General features: G+C 55.8%; 15 protein-coding genes and 1 pseudogene. 12 read left to right on the top strand and 4 right to left on the bottom strand.

Annotated features, from left to right (window positions below; translation table 11 throughout):
• Positions 1-16: 16 nt before the first annotated feature.
• The gene (locus ACYP5B_RS45295) at positions 17-805 is read right to left on the bottom strand and encodes an NAD(P)H-binding protein (RefSeq protein ID WP_459573941.1); all 789 of its coding nucleotides are present in this window, start codon (positions 803-805) and stop codon (positions 17-19) included.
• 628 nt (positions 806-1,433) lie between these two features.
• On the opposite strand from ACYP5B_RS45295, the gene ACYP5B_RS45290 reads away from it, so the two are divergent.
• Positions 1,434-1,724, top strand: coding sequence for a hypothetical protein (locus ACYP5B_RS45290; RefSeq protein ID WP_459573940.1), 291 nt, complete (start codon positions 1,434-1,436; stop codon positions 1,722-1,724).
• A gap of 400 nt (positions 1,725-2,124) precedes the next feature.
• On the opposite strand, the gene ACYP5B_RS45285 is transcribed toward ACYP5B_RS45290, so the two are convergent.
• Complete coding sequence (locus ACYP5B_RS45285; protein WP_459573939.1) at positions 2,125-2,610, bottom strand: hypothetical protein; 486 nt, start codon at positions 2,608-2,610, stop codon at positions 2,125-2,127.
• Between the two features lie 351 nt (positions 2,611-2,961).
• Entirely contained in the window at positions 2,962-3,303 is a 342-nt protein-coding gene (locus ACYP5B_RS45280) for a hypothetical protein (RefSeq protein WP_459573938.1), read from the bottom strand.
• A gap of 1,019 nt (positions 3,304-4,322) precedes the next feature.
• On the opposite strand from ACYP5B_RS45280, the gene ACYP5B_RS45275 reads away from it, so the two are divergent.
• The 11 genes from ACYP5B_RS45275 to ACYP5B_RS45225 all read left to right on the top strand — a co-directional run bounded on the left by ACYP5B_RS45275 (position 4,323) and on the right by ACYP5B_RS45225 (position 18,939).
• Positions 4,323-5,462: a polysaccharide biosynthesis/export family protein gene (locus tag ACYP5B_RS45275; RefSeq protein WP_459573937.1), complete on the top strand. Its 1,140-nt coding sequence runs from the start codon at positions 4,323-4,325 to the stop codon at positions 5,460-5,462.
• Positions 5,459-5,896, top strand: a complete 438-nt coding sequence (locus ACYP5B_RS45270; RefSeq protein WP_459573936.1) for a low molecular weight protein-tyrosine-phosphatase — start codon at positions 5,459-5,461, stop codon at positions 5,894-5,896. The genes ACYP5B_RS45275 and ACYP5B_RS45270 overlap by 4 nt, the downstream gene beginning before the upstream one ends.
• A 14-nt stretch (positions 5,897-5,910) precedes the next feature.
• Positions 5,911-8,172 (top strand): polysaccharide biosynthesis tyrosine autokinase, encoded by a 2,262-nt coding sequence (locus tag ACYP5B_RS45265; protein ID WP_459573935.1) that lies wholly within the window; start codon positions 5,911-5,913, stop codon positions 8,170-8,172.
• Between the two features lie 320 nt (positions 8,173-8,492).
• Complete coding sequence (locus tag ACYP5B_RS45260) at positions 8,493-9,941, top strand: mannose-1-phosphate guanylyltransferase/mannose-6-phosphate isomerase (protein WP_459573934.1); 1,449 nt, start codon at positions 8,493-8,495, stop codon at positions 9,939-9,941.
• A 39-nt stretch (positions 9,942-9,980) separates the two neighbouring features.
• Positions 9,981-11,111 carry a GDP-mannose 4,6-dehydratase gene (gene gmd / locus ACYP5B_RS45255; RefSeq protein ID WP_459573933.1) on the top strand — a complete coding sequence of 377 codons (1,131 nt, stop codon included), beginning with the start codon at positions 9,981-9,983 and terminating at the stop codon, positions 11,109-11,111.
• 6 nt (positions 11,112-11,117) lie between these two features.
• Entirely contained in the window at positions 11,118-12,113 is a 996-nt protein-coding gene (gene fcl / locus ACYP5B_RS45250) for a GDP-L-fucose synthase (protein WP_459573932.1), read from the top strand.
• Positions 12,114-12,395: 282 nt separating this feature from the next.
• A complete protein-coding gene (locus ACYP5B_RS45245; protein ID WP_459573931.1) occupies positions 12,396-13,901 on the top strand; it encodes a lipopolysaccharide biosynthesis protein in 1,506 nt (501 codons plus the stop codon).
• A gap of 10 nt (positions 13,902-13,911) precedes the next feature.
• Positions 13,912-14,769 (top strand): glycosyltransferase family 2 protein, encoded by an 858-nt coding sequence (locus tag ACYP5B_RS45240; RefSeq protein ID WP_459573930.1) that lies wholly within the window; start codon positions 13,912-13,914, stop codon positions 14,767-14,769.
• Between the two features lie 514 nt (positions 14,770-15,283).
• Positions 15,284-16,405 (top strand): glycosyltransferase family 4 protein, encoded by a 1,122-nt coding sequence (locus ACYP5B_RS45235; RefSeq protein ID WP_459573929.1) that lies wholly within the window; start codon positions 15,284-15,286, stop codon positions 16,403-16,405.
• Between the two features lie 3 nt (positions 16,406-16,408).
• Positions 16,409-17,155: a polysaccharide deacetylase family protein gene (locus ACYP5B_RS45230; RefSeq protein ID WP_459573928.1), complete on the top strand. Its 747-nt coding sequence runs from the start codon at positions 16,409-16,411 to the stop codon at positions 17,153-17,155.
• Positions 17,156-17,676: 521 nt separating this feature from the next.
• Positions 17,677-18,939 (top strand): hypothetical protein, encoded by a 1,263-nt coding sequence (locus tag ACYP5B_RS45225; protein WP_459573927.1) that lies wholly within the window; start codon positions 17,677-17,679, stop codon positions 18,937-18,939.
• Positions 18,940-19,068: 129 nt separating this feature from the next.
• Here ACYP5B_RS45225 and ACYP5B_RS45220 read toward each other — a convergent pair.
• Positions 19,069-19,580, bottom strand: a pseudogene (locus ACYP5B_RS45220) (IS3-like element ISAzo10 family transposase); the annotation flags it as partial.

The raw sequence follows: 19,580 nt of genomic DNA, 5'->3' as shown, positions 1-19,580 counted from the left end.
AGCTCCCCCTTTCGCCTTACCCGAACCCCATTGACGCCATGCAACACTTTAACGATTCCGCCGATGTCGGCCATTTCATCCACGGCGAACGCACTGCCGGTGATGCGGGAAGGCGGTCGGCCGCGGTGGAAAAAGACGCCGGAGCGCGCAGGCGCCGCCCGGCCAAGGTGGCCGCCGCGCGCGGGGTGGCGCTGTTTTCGGTGCGCAGCATGGCCAGGCTGCTGCCATCGACCAGGCTGCCGGGCAGCCTTGCCAGCCACGCCGCGCCAAGGCCGGCCACCCAGCCCGGCACGTGCAGCCGCCGCGCCGGCCCCACCGCCGCCACGGTGCGCCGGCCCGCGCAGCCAGTGAAGCCAGTGAAGCCAGCATTGAGCGCCTGCAGCATCAGCGCCACCAGATCGTCAAGATGGATCGGCTGCACATGCCCGGCATCCGCGGGTATTGGCAGCAAAGGCAACGCCGCCAGCCGCCGGAACAAGGCTGCACTGCGGCCGCCCGGCGCATACACCAGGGACGGCTGCACAATCACCCAATCCAGCGCACTGGCGCGCAAGGCATCGTCCGCCACGCCTTTGCTGCGCCAATAGGCAGTAGCACCGTCCGCGGCAGCGCCCAGTGCGGACCGCTGTACCAGGCGCCGCACGCCGGCCTGCGCGCAAGCTAGGATCAGGGCGAGCGGCATATCCACGTGCAACGCCTGGAAACGCCGCCGCGCGGCCTGTCGAAAGATTCCAACCGCATTGACGACGGCATCGACGCCGCGCAAGGCAGCCAGCCAACGCCCCGGCGTGGTCCAGACGGACAAGTCCCCGGGCGATGCGGTGCAGCCGTGGATGGCGGGGCAGAAGATCCAGCCGGAGCGCGAGCGCCACCACGTGATGCCCCTCGGCCGGCAAACGGGCCACCAGCGCCGAATCCACCAGCCCGCTCGCCCCGGTCACCAAGATCTTCATTGTGTCACCTGTTATTTCTGTCATTTCGGTATATACAGAAATTACAGAACGGGAGCGGGAAGTCAAGCGCTGCCGTGCAAGGACTAGCCGCGGTCAAGCTGGCCCAGCGTGAAGTTTCTCTCCAGAGTTCTGATCAAGATATACTTTGCTCGTCGCTGCAACAACAGCGATCGGGAATAGCAGCCCGAAATACGTAGACGGACGGCCGCCGCAAGGCGAGATTCTCACGTCCGGTGCCTTCGCACGCCCCTATGGGCGGGCCTGGGCTGGGGAGCCTTCGGGCTCGCCGGTACCTACGTTCCGGTCTGCTACCTGGCCTTGCGCCCGCCCACCCCGAATAGCAGCGGGGAGCGGACTTCGATTCGCTAACGTAGGAGGCACCTATGCCCCAGTCTTCGCTCGCCCATTCCGGGCAACGCTTGACCCGCCTTAATCCACTTGCCCACCCACACCGGAACGCCAGCGTGACGGAGACTGCCCATGCGTAAGCACACCCGCTACGGCGTCACTGCTGAGCATACCGGCGCGGATATGTTCGTGACCGCCCGTACGCCATGCGAAAACCCGCTGAGCCTCGCCGGCGAAAAGGCGGCACAACTCTACGCACTACTGTTCATGACCCGCGACAGCGCCGCCGATGGAACATTCGGCGATTTGGTCGCAGACATCCAGGGCCATCTGCTCTCACTGGCGGCCGGGCTGGCGCACGAGACACTGGTGCTGAGCGAACTCGCGGCGCAGGTTGAGAGCGAGGGGCGCGGCGACGCATAGCGATTGGTCGGTCGTCAGCCGCTTCCATCGAAAGGGGGCTGGTGCCGTTCAGGGCGGGAACACAGTGAGCTGAGCAGACTGGGTTCCCGCCCGCTACCATCCTCGCACTCCCACTTCCCCTGGCTGAACTGCGTCAGCCCATCAAGCTACCCCCTGCTGGCCAATCCACCCAAGATAAGCATCAACATTGTGCCAAGAACGCGTTTGCAATTGCGATGGCGATGCTGTACCTGAGATGGAGGAGGACCCTCCAGAGCCGGCGTGCAGGCGCAGGCTTCAAACAGCTGTAAGCTGCCTGCCGCGCAAAGGCTAGCCGCGGCCAAGCAGCGTGGTCGTTGGGGATATGGCGAGGATGTCGGGGCAGGGCGGCCTGGCCGCCCCCGGTTGCGCGCGCTGTAGCTCAGCCCACTTCAGATTCCTTGGCGGGCCCGCGGGCATTCCGGCGCTTGAGCGTCTCGCTGGCCACGGATTCCGACAGGAACTGCCACAAGGTGCGCACCCGGATAACCCCATCCCCCGGGCCATCATGCGTTAGGCGGCACGCCACCTCCTCCAACTTGCCAAACATCTCCTGGCGAAGCTGCCCGCGCAGCGCCGCAACCTGCTCGGCCGGCACCACGACCTCGTCGCGGTTACCAAACCAGCGGCGCTCCGCAAGGAACAGCAGCGCCGCCAGCACCGCCGCGCCAGTCCCCACGTTCTCAAAACCGTCGAGATGGAAGCTACTCGCCGCGAAGCACAGCACGCCCACCACGGCCATCGCGATAAAGGCAGCGCGAAGCAAGACAAAGGCTGGAGGATGCGAGACGTTGCGCGCCAGATCCCGGACGGCAGCGATTTCGTCCTGCTCCAGGACGTTGAGGACGTTGGTAGTCGAAACTTTCATTGTTTTACTGTCTTGTCTCGTTGTTTTAGCCGCGCAGGCTAGACCACGCCGCAAAATCGCGCCCTTGCGTGGCACCCTCGAACCCTGTAACCCGAGGAGAACGCGGGAGTGTACACGCGTGCAGCAAGAGGCGCTTCGCGCGCTAAGTCCGGTGGGATAGGCCGAAGCCGAGGAGATCAAGCCCGATTAACCCGATGGTAGCGCCTGAGAAAAGCCGGTCAATGCGCCGTTTGCCCTAGCCCGTCAGCCTTTCGGGCTAGGTTCTGGCGTTCAGGGCCGGATATGCCTGGCGTCGGCAGTCGCCATGATCAGGCGGAGGACAAGGCAATGAGGACAATAAGGGAATGCCACTCAGAACGTGACGTCGGGGACTCTGGGCACCCGTTGCGTCCTGACATTGAAATGCGGCTCGCCGAAGGCCTCCAGCAAGCGAATGATCTCCCGGGCGGAATCCGCGCGCGTCGTGCGGATCTCGCTCAGCCGCCGGGGCGCCGCCGCGCCGCGCACTATATAGTGCCGCCGCACCGTCAGCACCGACTCAATGGGAGCAGGGATCAGGACCGGGCGCGCATCCTCGTCCTTGTAGCTGCCGTACGTCCAGCCCGAAGGCGTCAGGTGCGCCTCGACCCATGCCTCGCCCGACGCGAATGCCGTCGCATCGGCCTCCAGGCTTCTCTCGATTGAATCCAGCATTTGCTTCTACCCTTCCAGGTGACAACCCGCATCCACGGATCATTCTGATTAGGCGAACCGATCGTCGGTACCCTGCATTGGTAGGCCCCATCCCTGCGCAGGGTAAGAATGTCTGGACAAAGGCATCACCGGCCAGGACGGCGCAGCCATCTTGAAGGCGACAGCACATTCCTATCCCCCCCTAAGCGTGGCACCTACCTTAGCGGGGTAACCTCGATCGCAACGCGCGCCAATAATCCACCCCAGCAAGCGTGACCCCTTGCTAATTCCCGATAGGGTGTAGGCACTCCCCGCGCCTACACCCTTTTTTTTTGCGGGCATTGAGGTTGGTAATGGTCAAAAAGACGCAGCATGAACGCATCACGGCATGATGTTTTCAGGCTCGCCGAGCGGTCATCTTTCATTCTCCATGCAAGCACGAATTCGCATTGCTGGGGAAGTCCCCCGGAAGTTATTTGATCCCTCCCTTGGTGGGGAAGCGAAGCGCTGCGGAGTGCGTGCATGGCCGATGTGCGGTCGGCCGAATCGGACGACGAAAGAGCCGGCTTCATCTTCAAACCATTCCGGAACGCGAAAACAAAAAACCACGAAAAACCCCTGGAAAAGCCGCAAAAACCGCGTAGCCCAATCGGGTGAAAACGTACCAACAGAGGCAGGATTCTCCATCATGAACACATACCGAATACTTCTGCATTACCCCCTTTAGGGGCATCCCTACTTTTGTCGGGTCCACTCTTCAGTGGGGATAGAAAACACGGCAAAAACGGCCGGTTCGCCTTGAAGATCTACCCCCAGGAGCCATACACTTCGCCGGTCTTCAAGCAGTGATGCGCTGCAAGAGCAAAGCGTGCAGGCATCAAGAAGTCACCGCCGCAAAGTTCATCTCCGCTCCAGCAGGCCAACGCAGCGGAAAGGCGCCCCACGTGTGCCATGTTGGACAAGCGGATTCGTCGCAGCAATCCAAAGCCAGGAGACGGGCAGGGGCGCGGACTTTCGGGTATCAAGGGAATTATTCAGACGTGTTCAAGCCTTCTAGTTTTCTGTCTTTCCGTAGAGCGTTGCTGTTGCTGGGGACGGTTCCACTGCTCGCATCCTGCGCACTAGCGCCGGGGATGCGCTTTGATCCGCAGCGCCCGCTTGATCCGGAGGATCCGGAATCGGTGCCAAAGGTTACGAAGATTACGCCGGCGCTGGTGCGGGCTATGAAGGCGGCCATGACGCCCGCGAACGCCGGCATCGAAGTACTGTACGCGGAGCCCAAGCCCTATACCGTTGGCGTTGGCGACATTCTCAACATCGTCGTATGGGACCACCCCGAGCTGGTGTTCCCCACCCAGACTTACACTATCGGCACGGCATACGACATGCCGAACATCGGCGGCGCAGCCAACGTGCCCGGGTACGTGGTCAGCCCCGCCGGCACCATCCAGTTCCCGTATGCCGGCATTGTTCAGGTCGTCGGTAAGACCCCTGATGAGATTCGCGGCCAACTTAGCACGCAGCTGAAGGGCGTTGTCAACATGCCGCAGGTCACCGTGCGCGTGCTCGCTTTCCGCAGCAAGCGCGTCTACCTTGATGGCGAAGTCAAGACGCCCGGACCGCAGAATATCGATGACGTGGCCATGACGCTGGTAGAAGCGCTCAACCGCGCAGGCGGCGTCAACGTCCTCACCGGCGACAATAGTCGCATCCGCATATCGCGTGACGGCAAGAACTACGTTGTCAACCTGCCCGCGCTCCTGCAGCAAGGGATCAATCCCGCCCGCATCCTCCTGCGCAACGGCGACATTGTGCGCGTGGAGCAGCGTGAAGATAGTAAGGTTTTCGTTACCGGCGAAGTCGCGAAGCCCGTCACAGTCCTACCGCGCAACGGCCGCCTCACGCTCAGCGAAGCCCTTGGCGAAGCCGGCGGGGTCAACCCCAATTCAGCCGACGCCAAGGAGCTCTACGTCATCCGCAAGACCACCGACGGCGAAGCCGAAGTCTTCCACCTCGATGGCAAGTCTCCTGTCTCCATGGCACTGGCAGAATCGTTCGAGCTCAAGCCCAAGGACGTCGTCTACGTGGACGCAGCCGGTGTGGTCCGCTGGAGCCGCGTGATCAACCAACTGCTCCCAAGCGGAAGCTTCTTCACCTCCGCTGCGAGCGCGGCCAAATGATCAAGACCGTACTTGTGGTGTGCATTGGCAATATTTGCCGGAGCCCGATGGCGGAAGGGCTCCTCAAGCAGGCCTTGCCCGAAACCAATGTGGTGTCTGCCGGGCTGGGCGCGCTCGTTGGCGAGCCTGCCGATCCGCATGCCGTGGCGCTAATGAGCGAGCGCAGCATAGATATTACGGGGCACCGCGCCCAACAGCTCAGCCGGGCCTTGGCCACCCGGGCAGACTTGATCCTCGTGATGGACAACGAGCAGCGCCAGGACATCCAGCGGCTGTATCCCGCCACAACCGGCCGCGTTTTCCGCATGGGTGAACTGGCCAAGTTCGACGTCCCCGATCCCTATCGCGAGGCCCGTCCTGCCTTCGAAAGCGCGCTGGAACTGATCCAGCGCGGCGTGGAAACCTGGGTGCCGCGTATCCAGGCGCTTCGATAACTGATTAGGTAGTAATGCAGATGAACCAGATTCCCCCTCCAGTTGTTGTTGCCGCACCGCCGGACGACGAGATTGACCTAGTCCGTTACCTGGATGTGCTGCTTGCCAGCCGATGGCTGATCGCATCCATTGCCGGCGTGGTGCTGGCACTTGGGGTGGCTTACGCGTTCTTGGCTCGGCCGGTTTATCAGGCCGATATCTTGGTGCAGGTGGAGGATAATCCCAATAGTGCAAAAAGCTTGTTGGGGGACGTGTCGAGCATTTTTGACGTGAAGGCGGAAGCAGCAGCCGAGATCGAAATTCTTCGGTCACGCATGGTAGTAGGAAAGGCGGTAGACAACCTGCGACTTTACCTTTCCGCAAAGCCTAGCTATTTTCCTTTTATTGGCGCTTGGATCGCCAGCCGAGCCAAGGGTTTGTCCGAGCCGGGACTGTTTGGGGTTGGTGGCTTCGCATGGGCTAGGGAATCTATTAACGTCGAACAATTCGACGTGCCAGACTCCCTTGAGGGCGAAGGATTCAAGCTGACCGCCTTGGGCGAGGGACGGTATCGTGTGGAGCATTCCAGTCTGGACGTACCCCTTGAGGGGCGCGTGGGCCAGCCGCTGAAGGCAGATCAGAGCGTAGGCAGCATCACGCTGTTGGTGAATGACATGAAGGCAAAGCCGGGCATTGTCTTCACCCTTGTACGGAACTCGCACCTGCAGACGATCGAAAGGCTCCAGGACCAACTCAAGATCGCTGAGAAGGGAAAGCAGAGCGGCATTATCGGTGCGTCGCTCGATGGCACCAACCCAAAGCTTACGGCGAACATCCTGAACGAAATCGGCGAGGAATACGTAGCGCAGAACATCAGGCGTAAGGCCGCCGAAGCGGAGAAGTCTTTGGTCTTTCTTGACGGCTTACTGCCCCAACTCAAGGCTGAGCTGGAGCGGGCCGAGGTGAAGTACAACGAGATGCGCAACAAGCGCAATACATTCAACCTCAGCGAGGAAGGTAAGGCGTTCCTGCAGGAGAGCGTGACTGCGGAAACAGGCCTTCTCGAGCTAAAGCAGAAGCGGACGGAACTGCTGACGCGCTTTGCGGCTTCTCACCCGGGAGTCCAGGCGCTCGACCAGCAGATTGCGACGCTGAGCGCAAAGGTGGGCGGTTTGGCGGCCCGCATGAAGGCCTTTCCCAATGTGGAGCAGGATACCCTGCGCTTGATGCGCGATGTGCAGGTCAACAACGACCTTTATGTAGGGCTGCTGAACAATATGCAGCAACTCAAACTTGTCAAGGCAGGAAAGGTCGGCAATGTTCGTTTGCTCGACAACGCGCCGATTCCGGAAGCGCCTATCAAACCAAAGAAGGAACTCACGATCGCGCTGGCGGCGATTCTCGGTCTGCTGGTTGGCATCGTAACCGCCTTCGTGCGCAACGCGCTATATGGAGGCATCACGGATTCACAGGATATCGAACAACATACTGGCCTGAGCGTCTATGCGACCGTACCTTTGTCGACAGCCCAGATCTTGCTCACGGAAGAAATCCGTCAGCGCAAGCGAGGCAAGTTCGTGCTGGCGGACCGCAATCCCAATGAGCCATCCATCGAGAGCCTGCGTAGCCTTCGTACCGCATTGCAGTTCGCAATGCTCGACGCAGTCAACAACAGCGTGTTGTTGACAGGCCCGACGCCTGGCGTAGGTAAGTCATTCATCTCGGCCAACCTTTCGGTCGTGATGGCCACGGGGGGGAAGCGCGTCCTTCTGATTGACGCCGACATGCGTAAAGGCCACTTGAACCAATACTTCGGGAAGGATCGGAGCAACGGTCTGGCTGATGTATTGATCGGAAATGTGAGCTTTGCTCAAGCGGTTCATCGCGATGTGTTCGAGAACCTTGACTTCCTCAGCACCGGCGGCCTTCCACCGAATCCGGCAGAACTACTGCTCAACGAGCGCATGGTAAAACTCTTAGAGGAAGTTGGCCAGGAATACGACCTGGTACTGATCGACACGCCGCCGGTGCTGGCCGTTTCCGATACGGCCATCCTGGCGGCGCGCTGTGGCACCGTATTTCTCGTGACCCGCTTCGAAAAGACCACCATTGGCGAGGTGACCGAATCCGCCAAACAGCTGCGGCAGGCCAACGCCGACGTGAACGGCGTCGTGTTCAACGGCCTTGATCCGAACGCATATCGCTATGGATACGGCTCCAAGTACGGACGCTATCGCTACGCGTACTACGGCTATACCCAGGATGCAATCGCGGAGCAAGCCATGAGGAACAAGTAAGCAAACAAATGCTGGCACTAGCTTTGCGCCGAAAGTAGCTAGGCAGAGGGGGCTATGCCGGAAATCTGATGCCCGGCGGCAGAGCCTGTGCGCCTTACCGGGACGAAGCCCAGTCAAAGAGGCGGCGAAAATTCGCGTGATGGATAGCGGCGGAAAATGTACTTGACCGCCGGCTCATACACCGGTGACCGTAGCGGCGACGGGAATCATAGCAAAGACTTCGATCATCCCCTTATCCAGGAGATCTCTCCCTTTGCGCGGTATCCCTCCGCTTTGCACCAGGTGTGCTTGAACTTTGGATTTGCAGTAGGAGAATTCGGATGGAAGCACCAGCCGTCATCATTCCGGTAGTTCTTTGCGGAGGATCGGGAACGCGACTTTGGCCACTGTCTCGCGAAGGCTATCCGAAGCAGTTTCTAAACCTCCTAGGTAACCGCTCGTTGCTGCAAGACACCTTGTTGCGCGTGCGGGAAGTGGAAGGCATTGGCGCGCCCATACTGATCACCAACCACGCACATCGCTTCATGGTGGCTGAGCAGGCCCGCGAGATTGGGAGCGAGAACGCAGCGTTCATCCTAGAACCTCATCCACGGAACACGGCGCCTGCCGCTGCAGCGGCCGCCTTGCATGCAGTGGCGTCAGGGCAGGATCCTTTGCTGTTGCTGCTGCCAGCGGATCACGTGATTCGCGACGTTGCTGCCTTTGGCCGCATCGTGTCACAGGGCTTGCCGGCGGCGCAGGCCGGCGCCATCGTCACCTTCGGCGTTGTGCCCACCGAGCCGGCAACAGGGTACGGCTATATCAAGGCCGGAGCGCTGTGCAACGACCAGAGCTACAAGGTGGAGCGCTTCGAGGAAAAGCCATCATTGACGCGGGCTACCGAATTCCTGTCTGAAGGCGGGTATTTCTGGAACAGCGGCATTTTTCTGTTCCGTGCTTCGGCGTTCCTGGCGGAATTGGAAGTCTGTTCGCCGGAAATACTGCGTGCTGTTCGCGCCGCTGTGGAACAAGGCCAAAAAGACCTCGACTTCTTCCGTCTGTGCGAGGAAGCCTTCAAGGAATGCCCGAGCAATTCCATTGACTACGCGGTAATGGAGCACACCCGACAAGCTCGCATGGTGCCGTTCGCATGCGAGTGGAGCGATGTCGGCGCATGGGATGCCGTGTGGCAACTGGGCACCAAGCAGGCCGATGGCAACGTCACCATCGGCGACGTGCTCACGCACAACGCAAGGGACTGCCTCGTCCACGCCTCGCATCGCTTGGTTGCAGTCGCTGGCGTCGACAACGTGATGGTGATTGAAACGCCCGATGCAGTACTGGTAGTGCACAAAGACCAATGCCAAGACGTCAAGGCCATTGTGGATATGGTCCGTGTGCAGGGGCGCAATGAAGCCACGGATCACCGCAAAGTCTATCGGCCGTGGGGTAGTTATGACTCGGTGGATGGCGGCCAGCGCTATCAGGTGAAACGCATCACGGTGAAGCCGGGCGCGAAGCTCTCCATGCAGATGCACTATCACCGCGCAGAACATTGGATCGTGGTGAAGGGAACGGCACGCGTGACCTGTGGGACCGAGACCTTCCTCCTATCCGAGAATCAGTCCAGCTACATTCCGTTGGGCACCATTCACCGGTTAGAGAATCCAGGAAGCTTGCCGCTGGAAATGATTGAAGTGCAAAGCGGTAGTTATCTCGGTGAGGACGACATCGTCCGCTTTGACGATGCTTATGGACGTGTCCACCTACCGGCCGCGGCCAAAACCTAATTAGCCTGAACGACCAGATCATCGATGCCAGATATGAAAATGAAACAGACGAACCCAAAAACTGCGCTTATAACCGGAGTTACCGGCCAGGACGGATCTTATCTGGCCGAGTTTTTGCTCGCGAAGGGATATATCGTGCACGGCATCAAGCGCCGCGCGAGCTCGTTCAATACTTCGCGAGTGGATCATATCTACCAGGATCCGCACATCAGTCATCGGAATTTCATGCTGCACTATGGGGATCTCTGCGATAGCACTAACCTCATACGCATCGTTCAGCAAACGCAGCCGGATGAGATCTACAACCTTGGCGCACAGAGCCATGTCGCTGTGAGTTTTGAGTCGCCAGAGTACACGGCAGATGTCGACGCGCTCGGCACCCTGCGCTTGCTGGAAGCCATCCGAATCCTCGGCCTGGAAAAGAAGACACGTTTCTACCAGGCTTCCACCTCGGAACTATACGGTCTGGTGCAGGAAATTCCCCAAAAGGAAACGACACCATTCTATCCACGCAGCCCCTACGCGGCAGCCAAGCTGTATGCGTATTGGATCACGGTAAACTACCGTGAGGCATACGGTATGTATGCCTGCAACGGCATTCTCTTCAATCATGAAAGCCCGCGTCGTGGGGAAACCTTCGTTACACGAAAGGTTACGCGAGGCATCGCCAATATCGCGCAAGGCCTGGAGAACTGTTTGTATATGGGGAATATGAATTCCCTGCGCGACTGGGGACACGCCTACGACTACGTGCGTATGCAATGGATGATGCTCCAGCAAGATCATCCAGAAGATTTTGTCATTGCCACAGGCAAGCAGGTCAGCGTGCGCGAGTTCATCAAGCGCAGCGCTGCCGAGCTAGGAGTGACGCTGCGCTTCGAGGGCCATGGCGTGGACGAGGTGGCTCTGGTGGAGGCCATCACAGGGGATAAAGCGCCTGCTTTGGCAGTGGGCGATGTCATCGTCAAGGTGGATCCGCGCTATTTCCGCCCAGCGGAAGTGGAAACCTTGCTGGGCGATCCGGCCAAGGCCAAGGAGAAACTTGGTTGGGTGCCGGAGATCACGCTCGATCAGATGATTAAGGAGATGGTGGCCAACGATCTGGACCAAGCTCGGCGTAATGCCTTGCTGAAGCAGCATGGCTATAACGTTGCAGTGAGCGCGGAGTAAGAGGACATGAGCAGCAGCCGCTCCAGAATCTATGTGGCCGGCCATCGTGGTATGGTGGGGAGTGCCATTGTACGCTGTCTGCAGGCTAACGGGCGTGTGGATATTATTACCCGTACCCATGACGAACTAGACCTGACCAATCAGGATGCCGTGCGGAGATTCTTCACTACGGAAAAAATCGATCAGGTCTACTTAGCCGCGGCCAAGGTCGGCGGCATTCATGCCAATAATATTTACCCAGCTGATTTCATCTTTCAGAACTTGATGATTGAGGCCAATGTTATTCACGAGGCTTGGCGGGCTGGCGTTGGTCGTTTGCTATTCCTTGGCTCGAGTTGCATTTATCCAAAATTAGCCGAGCAGCCAATAAGGGAGGAATATCTCTTGACTGGAAAGCTCGAGCCGACGAACGAACCCTATGCAATCGCGAAGATCGCAGGAATCAAGCTTTGTGAAAGCTATAATCGCCAATATGGCACGGATTTTCGCAGTGTAATGCCAACTAATCTGTACGGCCCTGGCGATAACTATCATCCGGAGAACAGCCACGTTGTTCCAGCCTTAATTCGACGGTTTCATGAGGCCAAACAGTCCGGGAAAAATATTGTACGGATTTGGGGAACCGGGCTACCACGTCGGGAGTTCCTTCATGCGGACGATATGGCTGCGGCATCCGTCCATATTATGGGGTTGCAGCGCGAGAAGCTTTCGGAGGTTGTGGGGCCGATGTGCAATCATATCAATGTAGGGACGGGGAAAGATATCACTATAAGCGAGTTGGCAACGCTTATTAGTCGAGTCGTGGGATTTGATGGGGCGATAGAGTTTGATCGGGAAAAACCCGATGGTGCGCCGAGAAAGCTTTTGGACGTCTCGAAGATGGAATTATTGGGTTGGCGGGCACGTATCGCATTGTGGGATGGGCTTGTCGAGGCCTATCGAGCGTTTTTGATTATCGCTGAGACTAACAAGAGCCTAGCTTACTCTCAAGTGACGCGTTAAGGGAGTCTACTCTGGAGAGTGGGACGCTAGCAAGCGACTGACTCATGAGATATGGCACGTTCTTGTTCTTGATAATAGCTGACTCCGTCTATTCGACAGTACTGACTGTACTTGGATGAAAGGGCATTTTCTTTCTGGCCTCTGCCCTTCCATGATGCCGGCCGTCCGCGGAGTCCGTCCACGACTGGGGAAGCTTGCCGTGATATTGATATTATTCTAGTCGATGGCAATCCTGAATGTAGGGTGTGGTAAGACTCCATCCATATCAGATAAGTGAGTGGTATGTCCTCTGATCGAAATATTGGTTCTAAAAGTATTAACGCCGTTTTTTGGGGGGTTGGAGGAAGCGCAGTGCGTATTGTTCTCCAGTTTGCAACCCAAATATTTATGGCCCGAATTCTAGGGCCGGAACAGTACGGGATATTTGCTGTTGGTGCCATCGTTGTCGGATTTGGAACATTTTTTTCGGATTTTGGGTTGGCATATGGGTTGATTCAAAAGAAAGAAGTGTCGGATCACGATGTACGCTTTGCTTTTACATGGCAAGTTATACTCGGTTTGCTAGTAACTCTAGTTGTAATAGTGGCGAGTCCTTATATTTCATCTATTTTTAATGTGACCGAGCATGGGCGCGTTATTGCAGTGCTGTCGGTGGTGTGTCTATTGAATGCGATGACAGCCCCGGCCAATAACATGCTTGTGCGTGAGCTTAAATTTAAGGTCATTAATTTTGCAAGGATCATCAGTTACGTCGGGGGCTATATTATTATCGGTCTGTCGATGGCGATTGCGGGATTCGGGTTTTGGGCATTAGTTGCGGCGTGGATAGCGCAGGCCCTAATTTACTTTGCATTGGTTTATATGAATGTCAGGCACCCCATACGTCCCAAATTTTGGCATGTGGGAGCGAATGGCATGTTCGCTTACGGATCAAATGTTCTCATCACGAATCTAACCAATTGGTTTGTGAATAATATTGACCGTGTGATCGTGGGGCGCATGTTTTCCGCAAAAGACTTTGGATTGTACTCTACTGTGTACAATATGATTGGTACGTTAACCGGTACGGTTTTGAGCGTGGTTAATTCCGTTTTTTTCGCCGCATCGGCCAAGGTCTCTAGTGAGCCGGAAAAGCTTGCTGCCGGCTATCGAGCCCTACTGGGGGGGGTCTTTATTTTTGGCTTTCCCGCGTTCGTCGGGTTGGCGGTCGTGGCTGATACATTTGTTTCGACAGTATATGGGGAGCAGTGGCGTGGTGCGGGAGAACTATTAAAGCCTTTGTCTTTAGCTATGCCCATGTGGGCGATATTTGCTCTTACCACACCTCTCCTCTGGTCTACCGGTAATCCTCGTGCGGAGTTCCGTGTACAACTGACATTCGCGATTATGTTCCTTGCCACCTTATTGTTGGTGGCAAAATTGAACATAATTTCGGTAGCATGGACGGTATTTACGCTATTTTTACTGAGGGCTATTGTAGTATTATTTTTTGCCTCCAGATTGCTCGATTTGCAGCCGATGCTAATATTTCGATCATTTCGCAGTGGCTTGATTTTGACTGCTGTTGTTGGTGGCGCGGTAATAACAGTAGATACGAATAGCTCGGCCTTTCCATCCGGCGTGCGCCTACTTCTTGATCTCATTATTGGGGCGGTGACGCTTTATGTCGTGCTTCTATTAAGGCCGCGGCTAATTGGCGATGACCTCAGGGATTTGCTATTGAAAATCTCTGCTAAGCTGCCTCCTTTTCTCTCGCCGATATTGGACGGTGTCATCAATAAAGCCTAGTGACAGACGTATGAGAGTTTCATTAATTCTTGCTACTGTAGATCGACGAGAGCAGGTCGGTCGTTGTTTGCATTCTCTTGCAATGCAGACTGACAAAAACTTTGAGATTTTGTTGGTTGATCAGAACCCGGACGACCGTTTGATACCATTCGTTAATGACGCAGTTTCACTCGGTCTGACGATTAAGCACATTCGCATATTGCCACCGAGCCTTTCGGTAGCTCGTAATCTGGGAATATCTCGAGCAGAGGGGTCTGTCATCGGATTGACAGATGATGACTGCTGGTACGAGCCGGACACAATTTCGAAAATTAGGAAAAATTTGATTAACGATTTAAGCCTCGATGGTCTTGTTGGATGCTGGGTTGAACAGTCAAAAATGAAACAATATAAGCCTCAACGGGGACTCCTTTCCCTTGCGGCTTGGCGCCGGTTCCGAGGTGGGGATGCGAGTTCCATCACATTGTTCTTCACGCGGGATATTTTCACCGGTCTCGGTGGGTTTGACGAGCGGCTAGGCGTAGGGCGATGGTTCGGAGCGGGGGAGGAGACTGACTTTCTGATTCGAGCCTTAGCGGCTGGCGCTAAACTTCAGTATTGCCCGGATGTGCGCGTGCATCATGAAATCTCGATAGAGCGTAAAGGGAACCTGCTCGGGAAATTTTCAAATTCCAGAAAACGGGCCCGCGGAACCGGGGCGATTTACGCAAAGCATCGGCTAAGTGTTTGGGTTATATTGCGAGGGATAATCGCCCCAATTATGGCTCCATTACTTCGTGGGCGGTGGCTTTCTGCGGCCCAAGGGGCATTTGTCTCTATTGGTAGATTGGAGGGCCTTGTGCATTGGAAATTTCAGAAAAGCAAATAAGCTCCATCTTGCTTTCTGTATTGGGAAATTGTTTTCAGTGACCTTGGCGCGGCTAATCGCGATGGGCTGCTGCTTCAGTATTATATAAATTTCGGTTGAAACCATGCTGCTTAGATGGTCGCAGGTTAAAATCTTCGAGCTTGCACTATTGAGTTTGCAATGGACGCTATTCCTCTGATTACTTTATCTTTTTGGTCATTGCGAATTTCAAGTTTACCGCGTGGCGTAACTGCGGCGAGGAGGGCCTTTCTTCTTCGTCTGCGCGCACGCTTTCGCGCTCTGCCGCGCGGCGTAGCTGTTCTATGGCTCCATTAGTGCTAAGTACTGGCTGTGTCGAGGCGGCGAGCCTAGAGATTGCGTTCCGTCCGGAGTGATCGGTTAGGAGTGCTTCCTGTGGACCGAGAGCTAGTCGGCCTTATGGGCCGGCTAGCTCGAGAATACATATGCGAGCACTTCGACATACGCGGGCAGACCACTAAACTGAAGCGCTGTTCCATCAGACTCTAATCTAAAAATGAAAAATGTAGTGATTGTCCAGCGCCGCCTTACTGACTATCGTGTACCGCTGTTTGAGTCTATGCGGAAGCGACTCAGTGAAAGCGATATTCGGCTTCGACTGATGGTCGGACAGCCCACCAGTGCAGAGAAGCTGAAACGGGATACAGGTTACTTGGCGTGGGCGGAGTCTTTACGGACGCGTTACTGGATGGGCGGTGATCTTTGCTGGCAACCATTGAGTGGGCTCGGTCGCACTGACCTGGTTATTGTCACGCAGGAAAATAAGCTGCTCTACAATCACTGGATGCTGCTCCGGCCGAGAAACTATAAGCTCGCATTTTGGGGGCACGGCCGCAACATGCAGGCCGACAGGGAAACCAGTTGGCGGGAGTGCTTCAAGCGATGGACGGCCCGTCGAGCTGATTGGTGGTTCGCTTATACAGAGTTGACCAAAGAACTCTTGCTCTCCTACGGTTTGTCGCACGAATGCATTACTGTCCTCAATAACGCTATTGACACCTCCGAGATTGCAAAGGCTTGGGCTGATACGCAAGCGAGCGAAAAAAAATCGACTTTGTGTCAACTTGGGCTAGACGGAAAACGTTACGCTATTGTTGTTGGATCGCTGTATAAGGATAAGCGATTGGACTTCGCGGTTGAGGCGGTGCGTCGGGTGCGTCACACGATTTCCGATCTTGAGTTGGTAATCATGGGAGACGGCCCGGATCGGGAACGTGTCATGCGGTGGGAGCAGCAATACCCGTGGTTCCATTGGGTGGGGGCTCGCAAAGGCCGCGAAAAGGCCGAGTTGATCGGTTATTCAGCAATGATGCTCAACCCCGGTGCGGTGGGGCTTGTCGTGTTGGATGCGTTTGTTTTTGGGAAGGCGTTGGTGACAGTTTCAGACTCCAAACATGGTCCGGAAATATCATATTTAAAAGATGGGATTAATGGAGTGATTTCCAGAAACTGTATTGATGACTATGCAGATGCAATAAGGAGACTTGTCTCCGATGAGGGATTCTTGCGACGTATTACGTCAGCCGCGAGACTAGCATCCGATAGTTTTACCATTGAAAAAATGAGCGAGAGATTCTGTTCGGGTATCGAGTTGTGTCTCGGTAACGCAAAGTCATAGAAAATGAAAAATGTCGCCCGGTTCACTACGTCCTGGGATGATGGTCATCCTGCTGACAGAAAACTCGCGGATCTCCTAGATCGTTACTCATTCAGGGGAACTTTCTATGTTCCTCTCAGAAACCGGGAAGGCTTGCCGGTTATGGTGGAATCTGACCTGCGCGACTTGCATAAGCGGCATGAGATTGGTTCTCACACAAAAGACCACTGTTATCTCAATACGGTGGGCCGAGGGGAGGCCTGGCGACAGATATCCTTGGGAAAAATCGGTCTGGAGCAAATTTTAGGGCATCCGGTTCGAGGCTTTTGTTATCCGGGTGGGAAATACAACGCTATCCATCCGCTGTTGGTGAAGAAGGCTGGCTTTGAGTTTGCACGTACGACGGTAAATTTCCACGGGTCGACTTATCGTGATCCTTTGCTTCTCCCTACGACCATTCAGTTCTATCCTCATTCGCGTGCGGTCATTCTTCGGAATTTTGCACGCTATGGATCGTGGCCCCATCGTTGGTCGTTGAGTCTACGCGCGCTTAATTATAGCGGTTTGTATAAACGCTTATGCGAACTAGCGATGCGGGTTGCTATGACGGGAGGCATTTTCCATCTTTGGGGGCATTCGTGGGAGTTAGATTCATTCGGCGGTTGGCAGGTGCTTGAAGATTTTCTTCGATTTGGGGCTGACTATTTCCCGAAAGAGAATAGGGTAACAAACTCTGAGCTTTTCGATTTTTACACTGCTAACAAGCAGTGACTTAACTCGATCACCTAACTACGAGAGCGAAATGGGGAAAGAAAGGCGGCAGCTAGCCTGACATGGAGGGCAACATTCGAAGAAAAGCGAGAAGAAGCCCTGAAATTGGCCTTCAACGCCACCTGCATGCGCTGCCGCGGGCTCAATCATCTGCCGAATGGAAGCAATAGTGGCGTATTCCGAACTGATTGCAGACGTACAGAGGCGTAACCGTCGACACAGTACATCTCGCAGTACATCTCCCGATAGCGGGGATATCACCTCGTTATTGATATGGCGTCAGCTATGGGGCTTCCAACCACCTTGTCTCCGAGGTTGAGCAATGCCTGTCTGCCTACCCAGGCCACGCGGAAGCTGGCCTTCCCCCAATTCGTAGGGAAGAATCTCTGTGCTGCGCGTGGGAGAATCCGGCTCACCCATGTTTGCAGCAATTGGCATGAAAGTGCGTCAAGGGCCTCTTGCAATGGGGCGGGAAATACTGACGCGCACGCCCAACTTCACATTGACCAGGCGCACCCAGCATGTTTGATCTTTTTCTAGCGACGAGAATGGTCGTCGACTATTTCTGGGAATTCAAAGAACTTAGCGTCGCGCACCTTTTGGTATTTCTCTTCATCTGGGCAGAGGCAGCGCTAAAAGGAAAGCCGGCGCACTGGAAATCAACAAGGGAAGATGCGATTTTGATTATATTTTCTTTTGTTCTTCTATCCTCGTATCTTCGGGGCGTGAGCGAAGAAAATACCATCCTATTGGCAAAGCAAATATCCTTCGTCCTTTCTTTTTGGGCCGGGCGAATTCTGTATGTCGGCGACCAAACACTCAAGCGATCTAATGCGCTGAGTATAGTCGGTATAGTGGGCCTGACTGCGGCATCTATGTTGGGAATCGGCTACCAGGATTGGGGTTATGTAAACACCTTCACGGGTGGTTATTATTATAAGACAGACCTGACTTTGAGTGCCGCCATCGCTCTCGCGTTTGTGCTTGTCTACACGAAATCGAGAATCCTTAAACTGGCGATGCTTGCCATGGCAGGCTGGATTGTCCTTAGGGCGAATTCTCGCGTATTCATTCCCGTTCTAATGCTGATGCCGCTGTTGCAAACCTTCTACCTTGGACGAAAACCGGGGGCGAAGCGATCATTCTTACGGGTTGCTTTGATAGGTCTTATCGCGTGCTTTGGAACATATGTGTTCTTCACTACAATTATGCAGTTTACCCCGCTTTCGGGTTACCTTGGCTTCGACATAGCCGATGGATTTTCTGCAAAGAACAGCCAGGGCCGGGCCGATATATGGCAAGCTCTATGGGATGGCTACTGTAATGCCAGCCTCGACCAGCAGATTTTTGGCGCAGGACTGGATGCAGATCAGAGATTTACCGCCGAATTCAGTGAGGAGTTCTTTGGCGGGAAAAATTCCCATAGCTCTCCACTTTATCTTTTGACATGCACTGGTGCAATTGGATTAGCTTTACACATATGGGTGGTTTTCATAATTATTAAAAGGGCGGCGCGTGGACTACAGCAAAATATTGACAACAGGATTGAGCAACTATTCTTTATGCTGGCGATGATCTACATCATTTCCGGGATAACCACGGAGGCAGTAATTAGGCCGCAGATGATGATACCGTTCTGGTTCCTCGCGGGCGCAGTCGTTCGCCGTTCACAAATGCAGACGTCGATCATTGGGCAATACGGCACACAACACCTTTCTACTGCAATCTGGGAAGGTCGGCTTTACCGCCGACCACCACGAGGCACTGGGTTAGAGAGCCGTTGATTCGCGTACCGTCAGCTTGGCGCTGTACGGCGTCGCCACGCGCGGTGATGCCTTGTAATGACCCAGCGGAGCCTGCTCAGATCATGCGGCTAAAGCCAAGTGTTATGGGGCCGTAGAGGCCTCGCTGGGTGCTTTCGTCTGCAGCGTCTGACGCGGGGGGATGTCGGCGAAGCGCGGCTCGTTAGCCACACGCAGGATTTGCTAGCGCTCAGCCTCGGTGAGGGTATGAGCGGGCATCGACCGCACTGCCTGGGGCCTGCCGTCGCCCGATATGAATCCCTGGTCGGCCGTCCAGCGCTGCGGCGTGCGTACGCTGATGCCAGCGGTCTCGCAGGCCGCGTGCAGCCTTGCTCCGGCAGTGTGCGCTTGTTCGATATCCAGGGCCAGCGCCAGGCGATCTTCGAGGCCGATCATTCGTCCTCGCCCTTGTTGAAGATCGCCTCGACTTTTTTGATAGCACCAGCAACGCGGCTGTCTCGGCCAACGCCTTCTCTTTGCGCCGCAGCTCGCGTTCCAGCTCCTTGATGAGGCGACGATCATGCTGGGTCTGCTGCGGGCCGACATACACTTCTTCAGGTGCAGCCAGCGCCTGTGTGGCGGCCTAGCGCCACTGTTCAAGCTGCTGGGGGTACACACCGTGC

Source organism: Cupriavidus sp. 8B, assembly GCF_054589115.1.
This window is presented reverse-complemented; position numbering and strand designations above follow the sequence as displayed.

Excerpts from the sequence above, each read along its gene's own strand:
- ACYP5B_RS45290 (WP_459573940.1), top strand. The coding sequence starts at position 1,434 with ATGCGTAAGCACACCCGCTACGGCGTCACTGCTGAGCATACCGGCGCG.
- ACYP5B_RS45285 (WP_459573939.1), bottom strand. The coding sequence starts at position 2,610 with ATGAAAGTTTCGACTACCAACGTCCTCAACGTCCTGGAGCAGGACGAA.
- ACYP5B_RS45280 (WP_459573938.1), bottom strand. The coding sequence starts at position 3,303 with ATGCTGGATTCAATCGAGAGAAGCCTGGAGGCCGATGCGACGGCATTC.
- ACYP5B_RS45270 (WP_459573936.1), top strand. The coding sequence starts at position 5,459 with ATGATCAAGACCGTACTTGTGGTGTGCATTGGCAATATTTGCCGGAGC.
- ACYP5B_RS45265 (WP_459573935.1), top strand. The coding sequence starts at position 5,911 with ATGCAGATGAACCAGATTCCCCCTCCAGTTGTTGTTGCCGCACCGCCG.
- ACYP5B_RS45260 (WP_459573934.1), top strand. The coding sequence starts at position 8,493 with ATGGAAGCACCAGCCGTCATCATTCCGGTAGTTCTTTGCGGAGGATCG.
- gmd (WP_459573933.1), top strand. The coding sequence starts at position 9,981 with ATGAAACAGACGAACCCAAAAACTGCGCTTATAACCGGAGTTACCGGC.
- fcl (WP_459573932.1), top strand. The coding sequence starts at position 11,118 with ATGAGCAGCAGCCGCTCCAGAATCTATGTGGCCGGCCATCGTGGTATG.
- ACYP5B_RS45245 (WP_459573931.1), top strand. The coding sequence starts at position 12,396 with ATGTCCTCTGATCGAAATATTGGTTCTAAAAGTATTAACGCCGTTTTT.
- ACYP5B_RS45240 (WP_459573930.1), top strand. The coding sequence starts at position 13,912 with ATGAGAGTTTCATTAATTCTTGCTACTGTAGATCGACGAGAGCAGGTC.
- ACYP5B_RS45235 (WP_459573929.1), top strand. The coding sequence starts at position 15,284 with ATGAAAAATGTAGTGATTGTCCAGCGCCGCCTTACTGACTATCGTGTA.
- ACYP5B_RS45230 (WP_459573928.1), top strand. The coding sequence starts at position 16,409 with ATGAAAAATGTCGCCCGGTTCACTACGTCCTGGGATGATGGTCATCCT.
- ACYP5B_RS45225 (WP_459573927.1), top strand. The coding sequence starts at position 17,677 with ATGTTTGATCTTTTTCTAGCGACGAGAATGGTCGTCGACTATTTCTGG.